This window comes from Acidobacteriota bacterium (assembly GCA_022562055.1).
In the GTDB taxonomy this organism is placed as follows: Bacteria; Actinomycetota; Acidimicrobiia; order Spongiisociales; family UBA5794; genus BMS3BBIN02.
Genome location: JADFQA010000020.1, coordinates 39,939 through 60,777, shown reverse-complemented (window position 1 = coordinate 60,777; position 20,839 = coordinate 39,939). Strand labels below are relative to the sequence as shown.

The following is a 20,839-nucleotide window of genomic DNA, read 5'->3' as shown; positions in this document are numbered from 1 at the left end:
GTTGGCAGATCTACGCTAAGCGCGTTGTCAGCTGCCGCGGTGCCTCCCTGGGTGCCGACGGGCCACATCAGGACCTTGTACCCGCAGGCCACGGGGCAATACTCGCAGCAGATCTGTTTGATTTCAGCGTCGGCCGGCGGGATCGGGACAAGTGACGGTAGTGCGGTGTTCATACGGACTCTCCTACAAAATTGGATCCTTCCAGCGTGTTGGCATACCCGTAGACGAGGCGGAAGACTCCGTCGGCCGCCACGTCCCCGGCGTCGTCGACGCTTAGGAGCACCTGCGGCAGGTTTTGTGTCGCTTGACCCATTACCACGATGCCACCGTGGATAAGGTCGAAGGTTGTGAAGTGGCACGGGCAAGGTCCGAGCACTCGGTACTCATGCTGGTATGTCGGCACTGTGCACCCCATGTGAGTGCATAGCCGGCTAAAAGCAACGATGTCTTCGTCTGGTCCCACGCCACCTATCACCGGTTCACCCATTTTCACCAGGATGTTTGACTGGCCAACCTGTGGGTAGTCAAATGTGATAGGTATGCCAACCTCGAGATCCGCGAGATTGGCGACGGACAGGCTGGGGAAGAAGCCGACGAGCGCCGCGCTAGCCCCCTCGCTGGGAGCCAACGTCGTTGTGGTAGAGGGGGTCTGTTCCGGCGTGGTTCCGGGGGGTGGCGCTGGCGGGGGTGGCTGGGTTTCCGTGTCGTCTAGTGCTGCAATCGACATGGGGACCAACACTCCGATCGCCACAACCGCCCCTCCGGCCATGCCGGCAAAAAAGAACTCTCGACGCGTCAAACCCAAGGCGTATCCTCTCCGTTTCGTCGCGACAGTACGGTTTCTGTGATCGAGGGGCTAGGGCCGAACGGCACTAGCGTGTCGGTCTCATGTGCTGTCTTCTGGGATTATGCAGCTAGCATACAGCGCATTCTCGGCTCTGAAAATAGCGCGGTGGTCCTCGAGCAAACTGATTCGGAGGTGCAGATGTTCAAGTCCGGGTGGGTAGCAGTAGGCGTCCTGAGCGGCGTCACTGCCGTCATTATAGTCGCGTTAGTTGCGCTTACGGTGATCGTGAACTCGGGCGGCGATCCGGCCGCAGCCGGGCTGTCAAGCACCGGAGCGCCTCCGTCGGTCGAAGAGGTTGTGCCGGAAACGTCGACCACTGCGGTGGCCACCGGTGGATCTTCCGGCGGAGACGTCGCCAACGGTGAAGCGGTATACAGCTCGACATGTGCGGTCTGTCACGCCCGGGATGCTGTAGGTATTCCAGGCCTCGGAAAGCCCCTTGTTGGATCAGACTTCGTCGACACCATTTCAGATGCAAGCCTGGTCTCGTTCATTGCTCAAGGTCGCAGCTCGGATGACCCTGAGAACACGACAGGCATCCCGATGCCGGCGAAGGGTGGCAACCCAGCGCTGACTGATAGGGACCTGACTGATGTCGTTGCGTATTTGAGATTTCTGAGCGAGTAGCTGGTTGCTCTTAGCGTGCTGGTTCAGATGCCTTTGGTGCCAGTGCGGCCGTTCTCGGTGCAATTCTCAGTACCGCCTGTGAAGTTGTGAACGGAAGCCGCGGCGCAATATCGTGCTCGCGCAACGTATGCTCTGTCCGCACGGGAGGGAAGCCTTAAGAGTGGAGCTTTGCGCGACGATAGAGACGGTGCGTACTCCACAAGAAAGACAGACTCCTTTGAGCTGGGCGGCTGATCCTGAGCTGATAGAAATGTTCCTCGGCGAGGTCGAGGATCGTTCGGCGCGCCTTGTCGCAGGCAGCGACGCGATGATCGCGGGAACACTAACCGATCATATTTCGGGGGAGATGGTCCGTGAAGCTCACACAATCAAGGGCACCGGTCGGGTCATGGGGTACACGGCGGTCGCTCGTGCCGGCGAGATACTCGAAAAGCTGTGGCGTGAGATACAACACGGCACTCGTGATGGAAACGAGGAGCTCGGTCAACTTCTCAAAACGTTGACCGACGAGTTGTCCCCAGCTGCCGGCGCCGATCCGAAAATCGGCACATTCGGTATTTGGAAGAAGCTGAACGCTGTCGAAAGGGCAGTCGATTGGGAGCTTTCCGAACCAGAGGACGACGTCCCAGCGGAAGATCACACGGACGTTGATATCGGTGAGACTCCGCCCTCCGCAGCGGCAGCCCAGGATGTTCTCGACATGCTCGATCAGGTTATGGCCGGCGTTTCGCTCACCGAGAGCGAGCCCGAGACGCCTGCGACCGAGCGCGACGGATCTATCTTGGCCACCCACACCGGGGCATCTGAACTTCTCCGCTATGCGGACCCTGAGGATCTCGGTGGCCTTCTTGGAGCGTTGAACACATGGGCGACGGAGCAGGCGGTAAATGTCAACGCTGGCGCGTTGTACCGGATGATCAACAATGTTGCCGCGATTCGGCTGAGCCTTCAAGCAGTCTTCAGTGAGGCGGCCGCCCATTCGAGCAGCGCGATTCCGTCATCGATGGTAGAGGCTCTCGCCAGTCTTGATCGCGCCGCAGTCGGTCTTGAGGCCGACGCCCTTGCCCTCGCATCGGTGCCGCTTAGCGAAATCACCGCAAACCTTCCTCAACTCGTTCGGTACCTCTCAAAAAAGGTTGGCAAGGATGTGGCGTTCGAGATCGACGCTGATCCAGGCATAGTTATTGACAGGCAGGTGCGCGAACGTATTGCGGACCCGATTCGTCAGATGGTCGTCAATGCGGTCCTCCATGGCATTGAGTCTCCTGCAGACCGCGAGGCGGTCGGTAAACCTCCCACCGGAAAGGTTGTGGTGCACGCCCTCGTCAAAGACCACCGCCTCGAACTGTTGGTGGCTGATGATGGTGCAGGGGTCGATTGGGAGTCAGTTCGAAAAGTCGCCGTCGATGCCGGCCTATATCGTGCCGGCCGGGCGGTGGACACCAAGGTTCTGTCCTCAGTTCTCTTTTCTCCTGGGTTTTCGACGATCGACGTTAGTGAGATGGGTGGCCGCGGAGAGGGCCTGCACCGTGTCGCGTCGGCCGCCGAAGATCTCTACGGCCGGGTCACCCTTGAGTCGAAAAAAGGCGAAGGCACCGGGATTTCTTTGGTGGTGCCAACATCCCGTGCGTTGCAGCGCGTCATGATTGTGCGCACGGGTGACCAGATGTGGGGTATTCCCGAAGCGACGGTCGACGATGCGTTGCCGCTCGCAGAGGTTGTGCTCAAAGGTACCGACCCAGAAACAATTCACTGGAAACAGGCTGATCTTCCGGTGGTCGATCTCGCGACCGTTGTCGGAGCGGAGAGCATCGGTGGTCCTGGTCAACAGCTCATAGTGGTGACGGCGGCTTCGGGTACGGTCGCTTTTGTCGTTGACACCTTGGTCGACGTAACCGAGGTGGTGGCAAAAGAGCTCGGACCAATCGTGGCTGGACCATCTCACATCACCGGCGCAGCGTTGCTCGGCGGTGGTGATGTCGTTTTGTTGCTCGACGCCGTGAAGCTCATTGACCGTGCAATCAACGGCCCGGGTGAACCTGCCAGAGGAGGCCGGATTCTCGTTGTTGACGACTCCCAGGGCGCCCGGGCGGTGGTATCGGGGGCGTTGGCGTCGGTCGGGTACACAACCGATGTAGCTTCGAGCGCCGCTGAGGCTATCGAGAAGCTCGACGCGACCGGTGCCGATGCTCTGGTTGTAGATTTCTCTATGCCTGATGCGGACGGTGTTGCCCTCGTCGACGAGGTTCGCGCTCGGTTCGCTGAGCTTCCAATCATCATGCTGTCCGGCGTTGCTACCGACGAAGACCAAGGCAGAGCGCGTGCCGCTGGTGTCGACGTGTTCTTGGACAAGGCTGACTTCCGTGAAGGTGCTCTCGCCGACGCGCTTTCTCGGTTGCTTGCAGGGAGGGACGTGTAATGCGCATCCTCGTGGCCGACGATTCGCCTGTTCTTCGTGCGGCTGTCTCTAAACTTCTGGAGGCAGAAGGTTTCGCGGTGACAACCGCCGCCGACGGCATCGAGGCAATCACCAGCGCGTACGAGGACCCTCCCGACTTGATTCTGCTTGATGTCAAGATGCCTCGACTCACGGGCTATGTCGCCTGCCGCCTGTTGAAGGAGGACCCGTACACCGCACATATTCCGGTCCTCATACTGACGGCGTTGGACTCCGTGGAAGATCGATACTGGGGGCGCAGTTCCGGTGCGGATGGTTTTATCACAAAGGACGCTCTCGGTTCCGGTCTTGTTTCCGCAATAAATTCGGCGCTCGCCACACGCGCACTGAGCGATCTGACAAGCGAGCGGGTCACCCAGAAGTCTCCGTCATTGGGGGCCACTGACGTACTGACCCGAGTATGCGACATGCTCGATCGAAAGCTATTCGAGATGACTGTGGTGACTTCGGTGACTGAGATTGCAATGGAACCGGTGCAATTACAGGTAATGCTCAAACGGATGCTCGAGGCAATTGGGCACGTCGTCGCGTTCGACATGGGTGCTGTTGTGATGGTGCGAGATCGTCGCGCGCACTATCTGGCGAATGACAAGGTTGGCCAAGATGGCCTGTCACGGTTTACGCAGATCGTGACGCAAGAAGTTGCCAGGTTCTCAGGCAACGAACACTCCGAGGGCAGCATTCGGCTCACCGAACTAGGACAGACATCAGAGCGAGGCGCTGAGGGCGAGCAGATCGAGTCGGTGTATGCGGTGCCGTTGCGGGCGCGCGGTACGCTACTCGGTGTTTTGGTATTGGCGTCCATCACGCCACGCGCGTTTTCGGACCACGCTGTCCGTACACTGCGGACTCTCGTCCCTGCTGCCTCGGGGGTTGTCGACGCCGCGCAAACGTTCCAATCGATTGCTTCTCGCGAAGCTCGTTCGAACTTGTCAGCGTTGAGCACGATGTAGCCATCGGGCATTCGGCCCAAATCTTTGCTGTTACGGACGCAAGATGTGGCGGGCATTGCAAATCATCTCCCCTTGATCGCCGCCTAGAGTCGACGTTCCGAAAACGAATGACACGCCTGTAACCGTGGGGTGTCAACGCCGTATACTTGTGTGGATGACCGAGTCACCTCTCCTTCTTGATCTCAACCCGTCGCAACGCGAGGCCGTTGCCGCCACCGAAGGCCCTGTGCTCGTCGTTGCCGGTGCGGGATCGGGCAAGACACGAGTTCTCACGCGCCGCATTGCGTATTTGATTCGCGACCTTGGCGTGTCTCCGTACTCGATCCTCGCTATCACCTTCACCAACAAGGCCGCCTCCGAAATGAAGGGTCGTGTTGGGGAACTCGTCGGTCCCATAGCCAACCGAATGTGGGTGTCGACCTTCCACAGTTCGTGCGCCCGGATTTTGCGAGCCGACGCACACAATCTCGGGTACCGATCGGCGTTCTCGATTTACGACACAGCCGACTCTTTGCGTCTCATCAAGTTCTGCATCAGAGACCTTGACATGGACTCGAAACGGTTCCCACGCCGAAACATTCTGGCGACAATTAGCTCGGCGAAAAACGAGATGATCGACTACGAGACGTTCTCTAACCAGGACAGCGGGTTCTTTCATGAGCAGGTTGCCGACGTGTACCGGCTGTATCAGCAGCGGTTGATCGAGGCTTCTGCAATGGACTTCGACGATCTCTTGATGCTTACCGTCGAACTCTTCACAGCCTTCCCAGAGGTGCTGAAGAAGTATCAAGATCGGTTCCAATACGTCCTCGTCGACGAGTACCAAGACACCAACTATGCGCAGTACATGATGGTGAAGCTACTGACCGAGCAGCACAAAAACATCTGTGTCGTGGGTGACTCTGACCAGTCGATCTACGCGTTTCGCGGTGCAGACATCCGCAATATCAACGAGTTCGAGAAGGACTATCGGGACGCACGCATCATCTTGCTCGAACAGAACTACCGTTCGACACAGACCATTCTCGAGGCAGCCAACGCAGTCATTTCTAACAACGGCGGCCGTAACCCAAAGAGGCTCTGGACCGAGATCGGTTCGGGGAAACGAATCGTCACGTTTGAAGGTGAAGACGAACGCGACGAAGCTGCGTTCATTTCCGAGACCATCGGCGCCCTCCAAGACACGACACCCCTGTCTGAGATCACGGTGTTCTACCGCACCAACGCACAATCTCGAGTCATTGAGGAGACGTTCGCCAGGTATCGAGTGCCATACCAGGTGGTTGGTGGCCTCAAGTATTACGACAGGCGCGAGGTGAAGGACGCCCTTGCCTATGTGCGGGCGATCGTGAACCCTGATGACCAGGTGGCTCTGAAGCGGATCATCAACGTACCGAAACGTGCAATTGGGGACACTTCGATTGCTCATATTGATCGTTTCGCGCAAGAGCGCGGCATAAGCTTTTGGGAGGCGCTTGGCCTTTCGGCCGAGATAGATCGTCTTTCGGCTCGGGCAAAGGGATCCATTGCAGAGTTCGTGACATTGATGGGCCAGCTCTCCGAGATGTCGGCGATGGGGCCCAAAGCGGCGTTCGAGGCTGTTATCAACGACACCGGGTACCTCGACTCGATTCGCGCCGAGCATGGTATTGAGGCGCTGGGACGCGAGGAGAATCTGCGCGAGCTGGTTGCTGCGGCTGCTGAGTTTGAGGAGACCGGACCTGCGTCGCTCGGCGACATTGACTGGAACGAACTCGACGGGCCGCGCAAGCTCGAGATGTTCTTGGAGACAATTGCTCTTGTAACCGACGTCGATTCAATGGACACCTCGGACACCGTGACGTTGATGACTCTGCACAACGCCAAAGGTCTCGAGTTTGACGTTGTCTTCATCAGTGGAATGGAGGACGGTGTGTTCCCCCACATGCGAGCGCTTGGCGACCCGGCAGAGCTCGAGGAGGAGCGCCGGCTGTGTTACGTCGGCATAACCCGTGCGCGCAAGCGGCTTTATCTCACAGGTGCGTCGAGCAGAAACCTGTTCGGTGTCAACAACTACAACTCACGCAGTCGGTTTTTGTCCGAGATCCCATCTCATCTCCTCGAAGAGGCAAGACGAGCTCGTCGTCGATCGACAATCGAGGCTTTACCTAGCGGGGGAAGACGTGCACTTGTGCCGAACGAAGGTGCGCTTTCGTCAGACGAAATAGCGGCGGGGGACCGCGTCCGCCACAAGCAGTGGGGTCCCGGCATCGTCCGCGAAGTGCGCGGCTCCGGGGACTCCGCCGAGGCGTACGTCATATTCGAGACCAACGGCACAAAGCGTCTACTACTCGCCTGGGCGCCGCTCGAAAAGGTTTGACGGCCGCGTCGTACCCGGAACCCTTTGCTTAGTACTCAAGGGGCTAATCTCATGGCATGCCAGCTCGCATCCTCATCGCAAAACCGGGTCTTGACGGCCACGATCGAGGTGCCAAAGTCGTCGCTCGCGCACTTCGAGACGCTGGGTGCGAGGTGATTTACTCGGGGCTCCACCAGACCCCCGAGCAAATCGTCGAAACAGCAATCCAGGAAGACGTCGACGGCATTGGTTTGTCAGCGCTCTCCGGTGCCCACCTCACCCTATTTCCGCGGGTCATTGAAGTCCTGCGTGATCGAGGCATAGACGACATTGTGGTGTTTGGCGGTGGGGTCATACCAAAACCGGACATCGAGATTCTGAAACGTGCCGGGTTGGCGGAGATTTTCACGCAAGGTACATCGCTCAGCGAGATTGCCAACTGGGTGCATGCCAACCTTTCCAGCGACGACTAGACACACTTGCGTTGTGTCGAACCATAAAGCCGAGGAGGCTCTTTGAAGATTCACGAATACCAAGCAAAGGAGCTGATGAAAGCCCGCGGGATCATGGTCCCATCCGGGGTCATGGTGACCAACGTCGAGGACGCTGTGGCGGCCGTGCGGGGACTCGTCGCAGAGTCCGGGAACCCAGTTGTTGTTGTGAAGTCACAGATCCATGCCGGCGGACGCGGCAAGGGCTGTTTCAAGGAGCATGAAGATCTCGGCGGAGTCACCGTGGTGCTCGACGGCATCAAGGGTGGCATCGAGGCGACAGAGGCGAAGGTCGGTGAACTCGCCGAGAAGATGCTGGGATCAACGCTCGTCACCATCCAAACCGGTCCGGGTGGCAAGAAGGTCAACCGACTCTACATTGAACAAGGCATCGACATAGCCACCGAGTTATACGTCTCGGTGGTGCTTGATCGGTCAACGTCGCGCAACATTCTCATGGTATCCACCGAAGGCGGAACTGAGATTGAGGAAGTTGCCGCGAACACGCCGGAGAAGATCCTCAAAGAAGAGATCACCCCTGCAATGGGACTGCTCCCGTTTCAGGCGCGCACCATTGCGTACGGGCTCGGTCTTGAGGGGTCGGCGTTTAAGAACGGCGTGAAGTTTATGCACATGCTGTGCGACGCAGCAATCGAACTCGATACCGACATGATCGAAATCAACCCGCTCGTTGTCACGACCGACGGTCACGTGATGGCACTGGACGGCAAGATGAGTTTCGAATCGAACGCACTGTATCGGCACCCCGACGTGCTGGAGATGCGAGACGTATCTGAGGAAGACCCTGCTGAGATGGAAGCTAGCGAGCACGACCTTTCATTCATAAAACTTGACGGGTCGATCGGCTGTATGGTGAACGGTGCGGGCCTGGCAATGGCGACGATGGACATCATCAAGTCAACCGGCGGTGAACCCGCCAACTTCCTCGATGTGGGCGGCGGCGCAACCGCAGAGCGGGTAACGGCCGCGTTCAAGATCATCACAAGTGACCCGAACGTCAAGGGCATTTTCGTGAACATCTTCGGGGGGATCATGAAGTGCGACACGATCGCAGAAGGGATTGTGGCTGCGGTTAAGGAAATCGGTCTTCAAGTTCCCCTTGTCGTCAGACTTGAAGGGACGAATGTGGAACTTGGCAAGCAGATCATTGACGAGTCCGGGCTCAACGTCGTGAGCGCATCCGACATGAAAGATGGCGCCGAAAAAATTGTGGAGTTGACACGATGAGCATTCTCGTCTCAAAGGACACCAAGGTCCTCGTCCAAGGCATCGGGAAGACTGGTCGATTCCACACGGACAAGGCAATCGCCTACGGCACGCAAATGGTGGGGGCCGTACATCCGTCGCGTGCCGGCCAGGTCGAGAGCTTTGCGGGTGAGACCGACCACTCCGGTGTCCAGGGTCGTCCCGACACCTACGAAGCAGAGCTTCCAATCTTCCGTACCGTTGTCGAGGCCGTCGCGGCGACCGGTGCGACGGTGTCCGTCGTGTACGTGCCGCCGCCGTTTGCGGCCGACGCGATCATGGAAGCCGGTGCTGCCGGAATTGAAGTCGTGATCTGTATCACCGAAGGTATCCCGGTCGCCGACATGGTCAACACAAAGTACTTCCTCGCCGACACGGGTGCACGTCTCGTCGGTCCCAACTGTCCGGGTGTCATCACGCCGCAACAGTGCAAGATTGGCATCATGCCCGGCTACATCCACACGCCGGGCAAGATCGGCGTCGTGTCTCGGTCGGGCACCCTGACGTACGAAGCAGTGTTCCAACTCACTAACAACGGCCTCGGCCAGTCGACAGCTATCGGCATCGGCGGTGACCCCGTCAACGGCACCAACTTTGTCGATTGTCTCGCCCTGTTCAACGACGACCCGCAAACCGAGGGTGTCATCATCATCGGTGAGATAGGCGGCACCGCAGAGGAAGAAGCATGCGACTGGATCACGGCGAACATGACCAAGCCGGTCGCTGGGCTTATCGCAGGCATAACTGCCCCTCCAGGTAAACGCATGGGTCACGCCGGTGCGATCATTTCGGGGGGCAAGGGCACTGCTGCGGACAAGATCTCGGCCATGGAAGCCGCCGGCGTGGTCGTTGCGCCGACGCCGACCGACATGGGCGCCGCAATGCTTGAGGCCATGAACCGGTAACACACGCCACCTGCGGTGGGCTGTGGTGAAGGCCGCGGCTGCAGTCTTCGCACGGCCAACGGGTGTGTGAAACGACCGGTTGATTCCCGGCGCCGAGTCAGTGCATCAAGTCGGCGCGGTGAGCACGTGCGGCGTCATTACTTCCTCGATTGAATCTGATCGGTCGTGTCGGGTGTAGCTCAATGCACCCGAAGGGTAGCGGTCGATTGCTTGTTGAATGACATCGGCTGATGCCCCATCAACGTTCACCCACGGTCGCGCCTGCGGGTCGAAAACGGTGGGTGCGCATGCTATGCATTCGGCGGCATGGGAGCAAAGACTTGTGTCCCAATGAATCGTAATGTCATCATTCTTGTAGTCACGGGTACCGATCGACACGTCTCCCTCTCGTTCGTCTATCGATCCACCTACACCGCCACAGTCAGCTCGTGGGGTGAAGGCCCTCGGACTCGAATCCGACTTTGGAGTGAGTGCCGTCGCAGAACGGCTTATTGCCACTCTGTCCGCAGCGGCAGAGTGTGAGGGTCCCCCTGATGACCGGTCACCTCGATTGAGAGGTAATCATGTCAGTTATGGAACAACGAGAAGAACAACGACGACGGGGCGGGGTTCATAGGTGTCACCGTCACCACTGCTTGATCGTCGGAATCGCTCATGTGTGTTCTGCCTTTCTTGCGCTTGCGTCGGAGTGTAGGCGGTCCCGGGTGCATAGAGGGGCAGCCTTCGCGTGACTCGCTGCGGCAAAAACTTGCGACGAAGCGAAGTGGCGGCCTGGACCGGTGGCCGCCCTATTTCGGTGGGCGGAAGCCGACCTCGGGGCGCTCGGTTCGTGTTCGCTTGAGCTCCCAGAACCCCGGAATTGTTGCAGCGGCGTAGACCCCGTCCCACAGCCTCAACGATACGTCGAGATCGAGGTTGCGCGAAATCACCGGCCCGAAGATGCCAACCGGATTGCCGTCCATGTCGTCAAACCCAATGATTGGCGTGCCGACATCCTCGCCGGTTAGCGAAAGCCCTTCTGCCGTGCTCGTTGATATCGCTTCGTCCCAACTGTCGTCATCTGCCGCTGACGCGAAACTCCGGTTCAGATTGACTGCGTCGAGCGCTTCTGCAGGGTCGAACTCCAAATCCTGACCGACGTGGATGCGCCTCCCGTACTCTGCGTATAGGTCGCCGACCGCCGCGTCACCTTCGGCGTCGCGGACCACCTCCATCACCCTCAGCAAACGATGGCTGCTTTCATACAACCCGGCGAAGGGTTGATCGGGGGTGTCCGCATTCTTTATTTTCAGGCTGATCGACCGCCAGTGGACGTCCAGGTCTCGGTGTGGGGCGACATCGATAATCCAGCGCGACGTCATCCAACACCACGGACACACCGGGTCCAACCAAAAGTCCACTCTCATAAAAGCCTCCAACTTCGCTCTGGGTCATTGTTGCTTCGACCGCATCGCGGCTCAGCGCGTACCGGGATCACCGAGTCGCATGTTATCAATGACTCGGAGGTTCGCTTGCGGGTCGAACTCGGGTATTCAACCCGGGGTAATACGCCTCTTATACGACACAATGGCGCAGGTTTCTCTGTGCCGACGGGGCGTTTCGCACCGGCGACGAGCGGTCTCTAGGGTAATCATCGTGATTTCAGATACCACAGAACGGATGCGTTTGGCTGTTCTGGTTTCTGGGAGCGGGTCGAATCTCCAGGCCCTCATCGATGCTTCCGCCGGAGGCGACTTCGGAGCTGAGATCGCCGTCGTCATCGCCGATCGTCCTGGGGTCCAAGCCCTCGATCGCGCCACCGCCGCAGGTATTGCCAACGTCGTCGTGTCTTGGTCAGACTTCCCCGACCGCTCTGCTTTCACCTCGGTTGTCTGTGACGTGGCGCATGAGCACAGCGTTGCCGGACTCGTCCTCGCAGGGTTCATGCGGATCCTCGCCCCGGTCGCCATGGAGCGGTATCCGCACGCAATCATCAACGTTCATCCGGCGCTGCTGCCCGCGTTCCCGGGGCCCAATGCTGTCGGGCAGGCGATTCAACACGGCGTTCGCGTCACCGGTGTAACGGTGCACTTTGTCGACGAGGAGGTAGACCACGGTCCCATCATCCTGCAGGAGTCTGTCGCGGTCCGGCCCGGAGATACCGTTGCGACGCTTCACAAGCGGATTCAGGCGGTCGAACATCAGGTGCTGCCACTTGTGGTCGACGCCTTTGGAAAGGGCCAGTTGCGTGTTGATGGCAGAAACGTAATCTGGGACACATAGTGATTTTGGAATGAAGATGACAAGAAAACCCATTCGCCAGGCCCTCATCTCTGTCTATGACAAGGACGGACTCGTCGAGTTCGCACGCCGGCTCGCTGCATCAGGTGTTGAGATCGTATCGTCGGGCGGGACGGCAAGACACCTCCGAGACGCTGGTCTGGTGGTAGTCGACGTTGCTGATGTCACCGGTGCCGCCGAGATGCTCGGCGGCCGGGTGAAGACGCTCCATCCAACAATCCATGGTGCGATATTGGCGAACCGTTCGGTGCAGGCGCACGTTGACGATTTGGCGGAGCGTGGGATAACGCCGATTGATCTTGTTGTGTGCAATCTTTACCCGTTCGAGGCGACCGTTGCTGATCCTGACGCCACTCCGGATGACATCATCGAGAAGATCGACGTTGGCGGGCCGACGATGGTTCGAGCCGCCGCAAAAAACCACGCTGATGTCGTGGTGGTTACCGACCCGCAAGATTACGACGGCATTGCGGCGGCCATCGAGGCTGGCGGGACGACACTTGAGGAACGCCAGGATCTCGCCCGTAAGGCGTTCGCCCACACGGCCGCATATGACGCCGCAATTGCGCATTGGTTCAACTCTGGCGCCCCCAACTCCCGTTCTGGCGTCCAATCGTGCGGGATACCGCACGATTGGACGCCAGAACGGGGAATGCCGGCGGAGATATCGCTGGTTTTGGACCGGGTCGACGTTCTGCGTTACGGCGAAAACCCGCATCAGTCGGCCGCGATCTACTCAGAACGCGGCACTTCCGGCTGGTGGAAGGACGCGGTCATTCACCAAGGCAAGGCAATGTCCTTCAATAACTACGCCGACACTGACGCTGCCTGGCGACTCGTTGCCGACCTGTCCGCGCCCGGCGTCGTGGTGATGAAACACATGAACGCATGCGGAGCGGCCGAGGGCGCGACTCTGACCGCCGCCCTGGATGCCGCGTGGGCATGCGACCCGGTGTCAGCTTTTGGGAGCATCGTTGCATGCAACGTGGAACTCGACGAGGCCACAGCAAACAAGCTGGTATCGAAATTTGTTGAAGTTGTCATCGCGCCAGCCATGAGCGAAGCTGCCGCGTCGGTACTTTCGGCCAAGAAGAACCTGCGAGTGGTGACGGCGCCTTTACCCGCTTCGAACGACTTCGACCTGCGCCGCATCGAGGGTGGCGTGCTGGTACAGGTTCGCGACAAGGTCGCCACCGCCGGCGGTGTGCTGCCGGAGCACTGGCAAGTCGTTTCCGAGCGCAAGCCAACCCCCACCGAGATGGAAGCGCTGCGTTTTGCCTGGACCGTCTCGGCACACACCAAATCGAACGCCATCGTGATTGTCAGCGACATGGCTGCGGTCGGTGTCGGGGCGGGCGACCAAAGTCGTGTCGGCGCTGCCGAGCGGGCGATCGTCAAAGCCGGCGACCGAGCCATCGGGACTGTGGCCGCAAGCGACGCGTTTTTCCCGTTCCGAGACGGTCTCGATGTTCTAGCCGACGCCGGCATTATCGCGGTGGTTGAACCCGGCGGCTCAAAACGCGACCATGAGGTTATTGCCGCGGCAAACGAGCGCGGCGTTTCTCTCGTTTTCACAAACCAAAGGCACTTTCGACATTGAGCGCACAGATACTCTCGGGGCGTGACGTTGCGGTCGTGGTGCGGGCCGAGGTGGCCGAACGCGTCGCAGCCCTCAAGGCGCGAGGCAAGAACGTCGGTTTGGCGACCGTGCTTGTGGGTGACGACCCGGCGTCACACATTTACGTGCGAAACAAACATCGTGCCGCCGACAAAGCCGGGATGATTTCGGTGGACGTGAACCTCCCGTCTGACGTCTCACAAGCTGACGTGATCGCGGCGGTCCACGCCCTCAATGCCGATGATCGGGTCGACGGGATGATCGTGCAGTTACCATTGCCCAGTGGTCTCGATGGAAACGCCGCCGTTGCGGCCGTGGATCCTACAAAGGATGCTGACGGCCTACATCCCTACAACCTCGGACTTCTTGTTCTCGATCGCCCGGGACCCAGGCCTGCAACACCGGTTGGCATCCTACGAATCCTCAAGCACTACAAAATTCAAACGACAGGGCAACGAGCTGTTGTCATCGGACGATCGTTCCTGGTGGGGCGCTCGATGGCGATCATGCTCGGCACAAAAGGGGTGGACTGCACTGTCGTTCAGGCGCACTCGCGAACCCCCGACCTGGCAGCGGTCACGCTGGAGGCCGACATCATTGTGGTAGCAGCCGGTGTCCCGAACCTTCTGAGACGTGAGCACGTCAAGCCGGGTGCGGTCGTGATCGACGTGGGCACCAACAGGGTCAACGACAAGCTTGTCGGCGATATCGACTTTGAGGGTGTGTCGCAGGTGGCCGGTGGTGTTACTCCCGTGCCCGGCGGTGTCGGCCCGATGACAATCGCCTCGCTGTTGGCAAACACCGTTGAGGCCGCCGAAAAGGCTTTCGGAGACGCGTAGCCGGGTACGGCTACAACTTCGTAAACCTACCCCACGCCACTGCAACGTCCTCTAGCTCCGCGATGTCTACGACGACACCGATGCCCGGATCCGGTCTGGGGTCGATGGAGCCGTTCTCAGAGTCCCACGGCGGTGCGCAGCTGTCACCCCTTAAATAGAAAGATGTTGGCGCCAGATCGGAGGGTCCCATGCCATCCAATGTGGCAAGTGCGATGGTCGAAGCGCGTCCAACACTCGACTCGACGAGCCCGGAGAGGCGAATCTTCATGTGGGTGTTGTCCACAAGTCGTTTGGCTTCGAGCACTCCCGATATGCCGATTATCCCCGGTTTGACAGTGAGGAGATCAGCAGCCGCCATGTCGATTGCCTTCCTCAGCATCCCGTCCGAATGCAACGACTCGTCGAGGGCGATCGGCGTGTCAATCCTTGCTGCCAGCCGCGCATGGCCGCGCAGGTCATCGCGGTGAAGCGGCTGCTCGATGAAATCGAGGTTCAACGCCTCGAATCCGTTGAAGACATCTTGTGCGGTATGGTCGAACGACTCGTTTGCATCGACCGCGACGCTGAGTTCTGGGAACTTGGCGACAACCGCCTCGACGAACGCGACGTCTCGTCCTGGCATGACCTTTACCTTCACCGCCGGGATGTCGTTGTCGACGGCATGTTGCACTTGTGCAAGTAGATCGGGAATTGTCTTACCGGAAACTGCTACGCGACACGCGATCGGTTTGGCGAGCCCTCCTATCGCGCTCCACAGCGGCTCGTTTGCGAGACGAGCGGCCAGATCCCAGCGGGCCTGGTCGAGCGCTGCCTTCGCCGTTGCCGGCATTTCTGGGAGGGATCCCTTAAGGATCAGATCCGCGTTCTTTCCTAGAGCAAGCCACACGTCGTCGACGGTCTCTTGCGAATAGCCGGGGAAGGGGGCTGCCTCACCCCAACCGATGGTGTTGTCTCGTTCAACTCCAACAAGCACGATGTCGCGTCCCTTGACAACGCCGTTGCCGGTGACCATCGGCGCCACAAGTTGGAATTTCAGTCTGGCCAACACGAGGGATTCGTACATGTCCCAAAGGGTAGACCGCGAGCTTCCTGGTTCTGTGACCTGTGTGGGACCGCAGCCAGTCATCTGTGAGGCGAGACTGGGTGCGTACGGCGTCGTACTACTCTTTTTATAATCCCACTTCACAGATCATCCAGGAGAATGCATATGGCCGAGACAATCGTCATGGGGTCTGACGGCCTCGAGGTTCCTCATAACCCAATCATCCCCTTCATAGAGGGAGATGGTATCGGTCCCGACATTTGGGCCGCCGCCAAGAACGTGTTCGACAATGCCGTCGCCACTGCCTACAACGGTGAGCGCAAAGTCGAATGGACCGAGGTCCTCGCCGGCCAGAAAGCCTTTGACCAGACTGGCCAATGGCTGCCAGACGAAACGATTGAAATGTTTCGCACCCACCTTGTCGGTATCAAGGGTCCGTTGACGACCCCGATCGGGGGCGGTATCCGTAGCCTCAACGTTGCCCTCCGTCAGATTTTGGACCTGTACGTATGTCTTCGGCCGGTGCGCTGGTATACCGGCGTCCCGAGCCCGGTAAAACACCCCGAGCTTGTCGACATGGTGATTTTCCGCGAGAACACCGAAGACGTGTATGCCGGCAAGGAGCTCGAAGCGGGCAGCGACGGTGCCAAGGCGCTCCTGAAATTCCTTGACGAGGAGTTCGGGTGGGACATTCGTGAAGATTCGGGCCTCGGCCTCAAGCCGATCTCTGAGACCGGTAGCAAGCGTCTCGTCCGTGCCGCGGTGGAGTACGCGCTTGAGAACAACCGTAAGTCGGTCACGCTTGTCCACAAGGGCAACATCATGAAGTACACCGAGGGTGCGTTTCGCAACTGGGGCTACGAGGTGGTCCGCGACGAGTTCTCTGACGTGGCGGTGGGCTGGGACGACTGCAACGGCGACCCCGGCGACAAGCTTCTCGTGAAGGATGTCATCGCGGACGCGTTCTTACAGCAGATTCTCACGAGGCCTGCCGAGTACGACGTCGTTGCGACGATGAACCTCAACGGCGACTACATGTCAGATGCTCTTGCCGCTCAGGTGGGCGGAATCGGCATCGCACCGGGGGGGAACATCAACTATGTGAACGGTACGGCGATCTTTGAAGCAACCCACGGGACCGCCCCCAAATACACCGGTATGGACAAGGTGAATCCTGGCTCGGTGATCCTGTCTGGGACCATGATGTTCCGTTACATGGGTTGGGAAGAAGCCGCAGACGTGATCGTGAAGGCTCTTGAAGCAACAATTGCTGACAAGATCGTCACGTACGACTTCGCTCGCCTCATGGACGACGCCACCGAGGTGAAATGCTCTGAGTTCGCGCAGGCCATCGTCGACCGAATGTAACAAGATGGCGGCTGACACTCCCGGACCGTGGCAGCGCCAAGCTGCCGCGATGCTCGCTGATAAAGCAGTGGAGCATTTCGACGAGCCGATTGAACTCGCGTCCGGGAAAATGTCCACGCTGTTCATCGATGGCAAATACGGACTCTCCGACCCCGTTGATCTCGATATTGCATGCCGAGCGATCATCGAGATGGCCGAATCGGCGGGATGCCACTTTGACCACGTTGGCGGACCAACACTAGGAGCCGACCATCTTGCAGTCGGTGTGGCTCTCATCGGATCGAAACGCTGGTTCATAGTGCGCAAGGAACGCAAGGGTCGCGGTTCGGCTCGGCTGATAGAAGGCGCCCGCATCGGTACGGGTGACTCGGTGTTGCTAGTCGAGGACATTTGCTCGACCGGAGGATCGCTGCTCAAGGCGCTCGGGCACGTCCGCAAGACAGGCGCGACCGTGACGCATGCGGCCACACTCGTGGATCGGGGCACCGCTGCACATCCGGCTTTCGCCGAAGCCGGAGTCGAGCTGCTAGCAATCACCACTTGGCGCGAGCTCGGTATCGAGCCGATCACCGCTCAGTGACTACCGGCTGACGACGTATGCGACAAGCGGGCCATCGGGTCCACCGGTGACGTGCTGACCATGCGGGAAGTCCCACACCTCGACCCACATCGTCCTCGCGCCGATGGAAAATACACCACCGACCCGCGGCACTGACGGGTCTTCGATCGGAGTAAGTGTGCCCGCCCAACCGTACGTCCCGAGACGCTGCCGGACAAGATTGGTCAAACGCTCGATCGGCGATCCGTCGTTGTCCCACGCGTAGTACGTGGGGACCGGGTCAACAATGCCGTTTGTTTGAACAAGATTTGCATTGAATAGATCGACCTCGGATGTGACGCGTTCGCCCGTCTCGGGGACCCAGAGACCGCCGCGATCAAGTGTGGCAAGGTTCGTGTCGAGCCAATTGGTGATCCAGGCGACCCGCGACGCCGAAATCGTGTCCTCGGCGCCGGTGACGATCATGGCTAGCGAGTCGGCCATGTCTTCAACGGGGCTGCTGCGGCCGTACTCGGTAGTCCCTCGCGTAGTGCTGAGCGTCCAGACAACTGTGTCGCCACTGTCATCCGCATGCCAACCGACAGTCTCTGCGAAATCTCGCACCAAGGCTGATCCTTCCATCGCATCATCGGTCGCGATTTCTCCCGAGGCCTCCAGTTCAAGTACCAGCGCCTGGAATTGGGCGACGTGGACCAGCTCGTGCGCAAGAATCGATTTCATGATCAGCGGCGTCTGGGCGACCTCAAACGTATGGTCGGTGATGTAGATATCGCTTCCCTTGGTGAATGCCGACGCCAGCGAGGACACCTGTTCGCCGCGCGGGATGCGGAACAGCGCGTCGGGTTGCGCCAGTTCGAGCACCGGCGCCGGCATGAGTTCGAACGCTTCTTGCAACAGGGAGAGTTCGCCAAGGTCGATTTGTCGACCCGAACCGGAGATTTCGTAACCAGCAACGGTTCGCACCCAGTCGATCTGCAGTGGCCGTTCAGGGGTGAAGCGGACGTCGTTTGCGTCGCTCGGTACCCCTACGGCGCACGATGCAAGCAGCAGAGCGGGCGCGACAATGATGAGACCGAGACGACGCATGACACCATTGAACCATGTCTTCGAACTCATCGGTTGCCCGGCAGTAGGCAGTGGTGGTCGAAGCACTACGCTGGTCCCGACGTGAAGGGGGCTTCCCAACCTGTTGCAAGGAGGAATCGATGAGCAAGGTCACGGTCGTAGGTGCCGGCAAGTACGGTTCGACAACAGTCCAACGGATCGCCCAGGCTGACATCGTCGACGAAGTTGTGATGATCGACATCGTTGATGGATTGCCGCAAGGTCTGGCGCTTGACATGAACCAGAGCCGCTCGGTTGAGCGGTATCGCACCATGGTTACAGGCACGAACGAATATGTCGACACCGCAGGTTCGGACGTTGTGGTCATCACGGCTGGTCTCCCTCGCAAGCCGGGCATGTCTCGCATGGACCTGCTCGAGGTCAACGCTGGGATCGTCACCCAAGTGACCGAGCAGATAGCAGAGCATTCTCCGGATGCGGTCATCGTGGTTGTGACCAACCCTCTCGACCAAATGACCACACTGTGTGCTGACGTCGCTGGTTTCCCAAAGAATCGTGTGCTGGGTCAGGCAGGGATGCTCGATAGCGCCCGGTTCGCTCATTTCCTCGCCGAGGCGAGCGACACCGACATCCTCGCGATAGAAGCTGTGACTCTCGGCTCGCATGGTGCGACGATGGTGCCCGTGCCGTCCCTCTGCCGGATCGCCGGCAAACCGATCACCGAGGTTCTCGATGCGGACACGATCGATCAGATCGTTGATCGGACCCGCAACGGAGGCGCTGAAATCGTGGGCCTCCTCAAAACCGGCTCTGCGTACTACGCACCTTCGGCGGCGGCTGCCGCAATGGTTCGAGCAATCGTGACAGATGCGGGCACCGAGATGCCAGTGTGTGCCTGGATGGCGGGTGAGTACGGCATCTCAGATGTCTATCTCGGTGTGATTGCAAAGCTCGGTGCCGACGGCGTGTCGCAGGTAGTAGAGAGCCCGTTGACATCGGTTGAGCTTGAGGGACTCCGTGAGGCGGCCGTTGCGGTGAGCGAGAAGATGAACGATCTCGATCAGATACGGTCCGAGGAGTAGTCGAACTCTTGATGCCCGGTTGACGTAGGGTTGGTCGACGGTCTCAGCGCGCGAGCGCGGCCTCAAGTTCTCGTTTCGATTTTTCGGCGGCTTCGCGTTGTTTCTTGATCCTACGGTTGTTCACTATCAGGTCTCTGCGTTGCGCCCACATCGATATGGAGCCCATCAGGACCAGCGCCGCGCCCCCGACCGCAAACAGGTAACCGCCGGTCGCCTGGGCGTCTTTGTACTTGGCGGCAATACCACCGGCAAGAACCTGCTCGGAGATGAGATTTGAGCGGATACCCCCAGCCGACGCAGCAAGCACAGCAAGAGCCATAAGAGACGCGAGGATGAGCGTTCGGTTCGAAGCTAGTTCGACTGGGTCTTTGATAACCGAAATGGCGACGATGATAGTCGCGACGACGGCAACGAACCTTACCGGCGAGAGTTGAAGGTTTGCTGCCCTAAATGCGAGAAAGACGACGAGGAAGCCCACGGTGACGATCGCACGCTGGATCCACACCTGTGCGCCGGTGGGTCTCTCTGTACTGTCGCCGAGCAACGTTGTGTAGCGCGCAACGAGACGGACGATGGCCCGCGCGAGGACCATCGAGACGATGATCGCACCAAGTCCGCTGATGCCGATCGTCTTGCTGCTGTCTGCAAAGGCGGCGGTGATCACCACGGCTGTTATCCCGATACCGGCCGAGATTGCGGGACTCACGGTCGAGCGTTCGGACACTTTGGACCGCACCACAACTGACGCGACCAGCAAAGCCACCCCGATCGACGCAAAGACCGCCGCGTAGTTTGTCGCGGTCCCTTTGAGCGACCATGGCTCTACGAAGAATCCATAGTCGGGCTTCATCCGTGCGTACTCCCAGAACACGGATTGGATGACCAGGATCGATCCGATGATGGGCAAGGCTTTGAAGATTTTCTTGTTCAACGTTGCTACCTCCAGCAGGACCATTGTAGAGACTTGCCCTCAGCCGCGCCGATCCGCGTCTACGAAGGCATCACTGTGTCAAGCGCCCCGCCGAACAAATCGTATCTGTCGTTCTTGTCAGGCATGAGCTTTGTTTGAAATTGTTCCGACTGCGAAACATCGGTGTCAGG

Annotated in this window: 21 protein-coding genes; 13 read left to right on the top strand and 8 right to left on the bottom strand. The window is 59.2% G+C overall.

All coding sequences use genetic code 11. The features are described 5' to 3' along the window. The coding region (locus tag IIC71_08615) for a hypothetical protein (GenBank protein ID MCH7669246.1) at nucleotides 1-173 on the bottom strand (173 nt) is incomplete at its 3' end. After that, nucleotides 170-805, bottom strand: a complete 636-nt coding sequence (locus IIC71_08610; protein ID MCH7669245.1) for an arsenate reductase (azurin) small subunit — start codon at nucleotides 803-805, stop codon at nucleotides 170-172. The genes IIC71_08615 and IIC71_08610, both read right to left, overlap by 4 nt. Nucleotides 806-952: 147 nt before the next feature. Between IIC71_08610 and IIC71_08605 the strand changes: the two genes are divergently transcribed. The 7 genes from IIC71_08605 to sucD all read left to right on the top strand — a co-directional run bounded on the left by IIC71_08605 (nucleotide 953) and on the right by sucD (nucleotide 9,885). Further along, nucleotides 953-1,474: a cytochrome c gene (locus IIC71_08605; GenBank protein ID MCH7669244.1), complete on the top strand. Its 522-nt coding sequence runs from the start codon at nucleotides 953-955 to the stop codon at nucleotides 1,472-1,474. Nucleotides 1,475-1,661: 187 nt separating this feature from the next. Continuing rightward, nucleotides 1,662-3,893 (top strand): response regulator, encoded by a 2,232-nt coding sequence (locus tag IIC71_08600; protein MCH7669243.1) that lies wholly within the window; start codon nucleotides 1,662-1,664, stop codon nucleotides 3,891-3,893. Next, nucleotides 3,893-4,885: a response regulator gene (locus IIC71_08595; GenBank protein MCH7669242.1), complete on the top strand. Its 993-nt coding sequence runs from the start codon at nucleotides 3,893-3,895 to the stop codon at nucleotides 4,883-4,885. The genes IIC71_08600 and IIC71_08595 overlap by 1 nt, the downstream gene beginning before the upstream one ends. Nucleotides 4,886-5,039: 154 nt before the next feature. Beyond that, nucleotides 5,040-7,244 carry a DNA helicase PcrA gene (pcrA, locus tag IIC71_08590; protein MCH7669241.1) on the top strand — a complete coding sequence of 735 codons (2,205 nt, stop codon included), beginning with the start codon at nucleotides 5,040-5,042 and terminating at the stop codon, nucleotides 7,242-7,244. 56 nt (nucleotides 7,245-7,300) lie between these two features. Then, nucleotides 7,301-7,696: a cobalamin B12-binding domain-containing protein gene (locus IIC71_08585; protein ID MCH7669240.1), complete on the top strand. Its 396-nt coding sequence runs from the start codon at nucleotides 7,301-7,303 to the stop codon at nucleotides 7,694-7,696. Nucleotides 7,697-7,738: 42 nt separating this feature from the next. Beyond that, a complete protein-coding gene (gene sucC / locus IIC71_08580; GenBank protein ID MCH7669239.1) occupies nucleotides 7,739-8,962 on the top strand; it encodes an ADP-forming succinate--CoA ligase subunit beta in 1,224 nt (407 codons plus the stop codon). Continuing rightward, nucleotides 8,959-9,885 carry a succinate--CoA ligase subunit alpha gene (sucD, locus tag IIC71_08575; protein ID MCH7669238.1) on the top strand — a complete coding sequence of 309 codons (927 nt, stop codon included), beginning with the start codon at nucleotides 8,959-8,961 and terminating at the stop codon, nucleotides 9,883-9,885. The genes sucC and sucD overlap by 4 nt, the downstream gene beginning before the upstream one ends. A 105-nt stretch (nucleotides 9,886-9,990) precedes the next feature. On the opposite strand, the gene IIC71_08570 is transcribed toward sucD, so the two are convergent. The 3 genes from IIC71_08570 to IIC71_08560 form a co-directional block, all read right to left on the bottom strand. Next, nucleotides 9,991-10,263, bottom strand: a complete 273-nt coding sequence (locus IIC71_08570; GenBank protein ID MCH7669237.1) for a (4Fe-4S)-binding protein — start codon at nucleotides 10,261-10,263, stop codon at nucleotides 9,991-9,993. A gap of 43 nt (nucleotides 10,264-10,306) precedes the next feature. Continuing rightward, nucleotides 10,307-10,420: a CDGSH iron-sulfur domain-containing protein gene (locus IIC71_08565; protein MCH7669236.1), complete on the bottom strand. Its 114-nt coding sequence runs from the start codon at nucleotides 10,418-10,420 to the stop codon at nucleotides 10,307-10,309. A gap of 253 nt (nucleotides 10,421-10,673) precedes the next feature. After that, complete coding sequence (locus tag IIC71_08560; protein MCH7669235.1) at nucleotides 10,674-11,246, bottom strand: disulfide bond formation protein DsbA; 573 nt, start codon at nucleotides 11,244-11,246, stop codon at nucleotides 10,674-10,676. A gap of 298 nt (nucleotides 11,247-11,544) precedes the next feature. On the opposite strand from IIC71_08560, the gene IIC71_08555 reads away from it, so the two are divergent. Genes IIC71_08555 through IIC71_08545 form a run of 3 tightly spaced genes read left to right on the top strand, consistent with a single transcriptional unit; the run spans nucleotide 11,545 to nucleotide 14,622 of the window. After that, nucleotides 11,545-12,147, top strand: coding sequence for a phosphoribosylglycinamide formyltransferase (locus IIC71_08555; protein ID MCH7669234.1), 603 nt, complete (start codon nucleotides 11,545-11,547; stop codon nucleotides 12,145-12,147). 10 nt (nucleotides 12,148-12,157) lie between these two features. Continuing rightward, the gene (gene purH / locus IIC71_08550) at nucleotides 12,158-13,765 is read left to right on the top strand and encodes a bifunctional phosphoribosylaminoimidazolecarboxamide formyltransferase/IMP cyclohydrolase (GenBank protein MCH7669233.1); all 1,608 of its coding nucleotides are present in this window, start codon (nucleotides 12,158-12,160) and stop codon (nucleotides 13,763-13,765) included. Continuing rightward, on the top strand, nucleotides 13,762-14,622 hold the full coding sequence (locus IIC71_08545) for a bifunctional 5,10-methylenetetrahydrofolate dehydrogenase/5,10-methenyltetrahydrofolate cyclohydrolase (GenBank protein ID MCH7669232.1): 861 nt from the start codon (nucleotides 13,762-13,764) through the stop codon (nucleotides 14,620-14,622). The genes purH and IIC71_08545 overlap by 4 nt, the downstream gene beginning before the upstream one ends. 10 nt (nucleotides 14,623-14,632) lie before the next feature. Here the strand turns inward: IIC71_08545 and IIC71_08540 are convergent, their stop codons facing one another. Beyond that, the gene (locus tag IIC71_08540; GenBank protein ID MCH7669231.1) at nucleotides 14,633-15,685 is read right to left on the bottom strand and encodes a hypothetical protein; all 1,053 of its coding nucleotides are present in this window, start codon (nucleotides 15,683-15,685) and stop codon (nucleotides 14,633-14,635) included. 144 nt (nucleotides 15,686-15,829) lie between these two features. Between IIC71_08540 and icd the strand changes: the two genes are divergently transcribed. Further along, nucleotides 15,830-17,032, top strand: coding sequence for an NADP-dependent isocitrate dehydrogenase (gene icd / locus IIC71_08535; GenBank protein MCH7669230.1), 1,203 nt, complete (start codon nucleotides 15,830-15,832; stop codon nucleotides 17,030-17,032). Between the two features lie 4 nt (nucleotides 17,033-17,036). Beyond that, complete coding sequence (locus tag IIC71_08530) at nucleotides 17,037-17,612, top strand: orotate phosphoribosyltransferase (GenBank protein ID MCH7669229.1); 576 nt, start codon at nucleotides 17,037-17,039, stop codon at nucleotides 17,610-17,612. On the opposite strand, the gene IIC71_08525 is transcribed toward IIC71_08530, so the two are convergent. Next, nucleotides 17,613-18,707, bottom strand: coding sequence for a DUF4157 domain-containing protein (locus tag IIC71_08525; GenBank protein MCH7669228.1), 1,095 nt, complete (start codon nucleotides 18,705-18,707; stop codon nucleotides 17,613-17,615). A gap of 89 nt (nucleotides 18,708-18,796) precedes the next feature. Between IIC71_08525 and mdh the strand changes: the two genes are divergently transcribed. Further along, complete coding sequence (gene mdh, locus IIC71_08520) at nucleotides 18,797-19,738, top strand: malate dehydrogenase (protein MCH7669227.1); 942 nt, start codon at nucleotides 18,797-18,799, stop codon at nucleotides 19,736-19,738. 43 nt (nucleotides 19,739-19,781) lie between these two features. Here mdh and IIC71_08515 read toward each other — a convergent pair whose 3' ends face one another. Then, a complete protein-coding gene (locus tag IIC71_08515; GenBank protein MCH7669226.1) occupies nucleotides 19,782-20,669 on the bottom strand; it encodes a hypothetical protein in 888 nt (295 codons plus the stop codon). Nucleotides 20,670-20,839 lie beyond the last annotated feature (170 nt).

What these genes read in the sequence shown, in the direction of transcription:
- IIC71_08530 (MCH7669229.1), top strand. Translation starts at nt 17,037, where the DNA reads ATGGCGGCTGACACTCCCGGACCGTGGCAGCGCCAAGCTGCCGCGATG.
- IIC71_08585 (MCH7669240.1), top strand. Translation starts at nt 7,301, where the DNA reads ATGCCAGCTCGCATCCTCATCGCAAAACCGGGTCTTGACGGCCACGAT.
- purH (MCH7669233.1), top strand. Translation starts at nt 12,158, where the DNA reads ATGAAGATGACAAGAAAACCCATTCGCCAGGCCCTCATCTCTGTCTAT.
- mdh (MCH7669227.1), top strand. Translation starts at nt 18,797, where the DNA reads ATGAGCAAGGTCACGGTCGTAGGTGCCGGCAAGTACGGTTCGACAACA.
- IIC71_08540 (MCH7669231.1), bottom strand. Translation starts at nt 15,685, where the DNA reads ATGTACGAATCCCTCGTGTTGGCCAGACTGAAATTCCAACTTGTGGCG.
- IIC71_08555 (MCH7669234.1), top strand. Translation starts at nt 11,545, where the DNA reads ATGCGTTTGGCTGTTCTGGTTTCTGGGAGCGGGTCGAATCTCCAGGCC.
- sucD (MCH7669238.1), top strand. Translation starts at nt 8,959, where the DNA reads ATGAGCATTCTCGTCTCAAAGGACACCAAGGTCCTCGTCCAAGGCATC.
- IIC71_08560 (MCH7669235.1), bottom strand. Translation starts at nt 11,246, where the DNA reads ATGACGTCGCGCTGGATTATCGATGTCGCCCCACACCGAGACCTGGAC.
- icd (MCH7669230.1), top strand. Translation starts at nt 15,830, where the DNA reads ATGGCCGAGACAATCGTCATGGGGTCTGACGGCCTCGAGGTTCCTCAT.
- pcrA (MCH7669241.1), top strand. Translation starts at nt 5,040, where the DNA reads ATGACCGAGTCACCTCTCCTTCTTGATCTCAACCCGTCGCAACGCGAG.
- IIC71_08595 (MCH7669242.1), top strand. Translation starts at nt 3,893, where the DNA reads ATGCGCATCCTCGTGGCCGACGATTCGCCTGTTCTTCGTGCGGCTGTC.
- IIC71_08525 (MCH7669228.1), bottom strand. Translation starts at nt 18,707, where the DNA reads ATGAGTTCGAAGACATGGTTCAATGGTGTCATGCGTCGTCTCGGTCTC.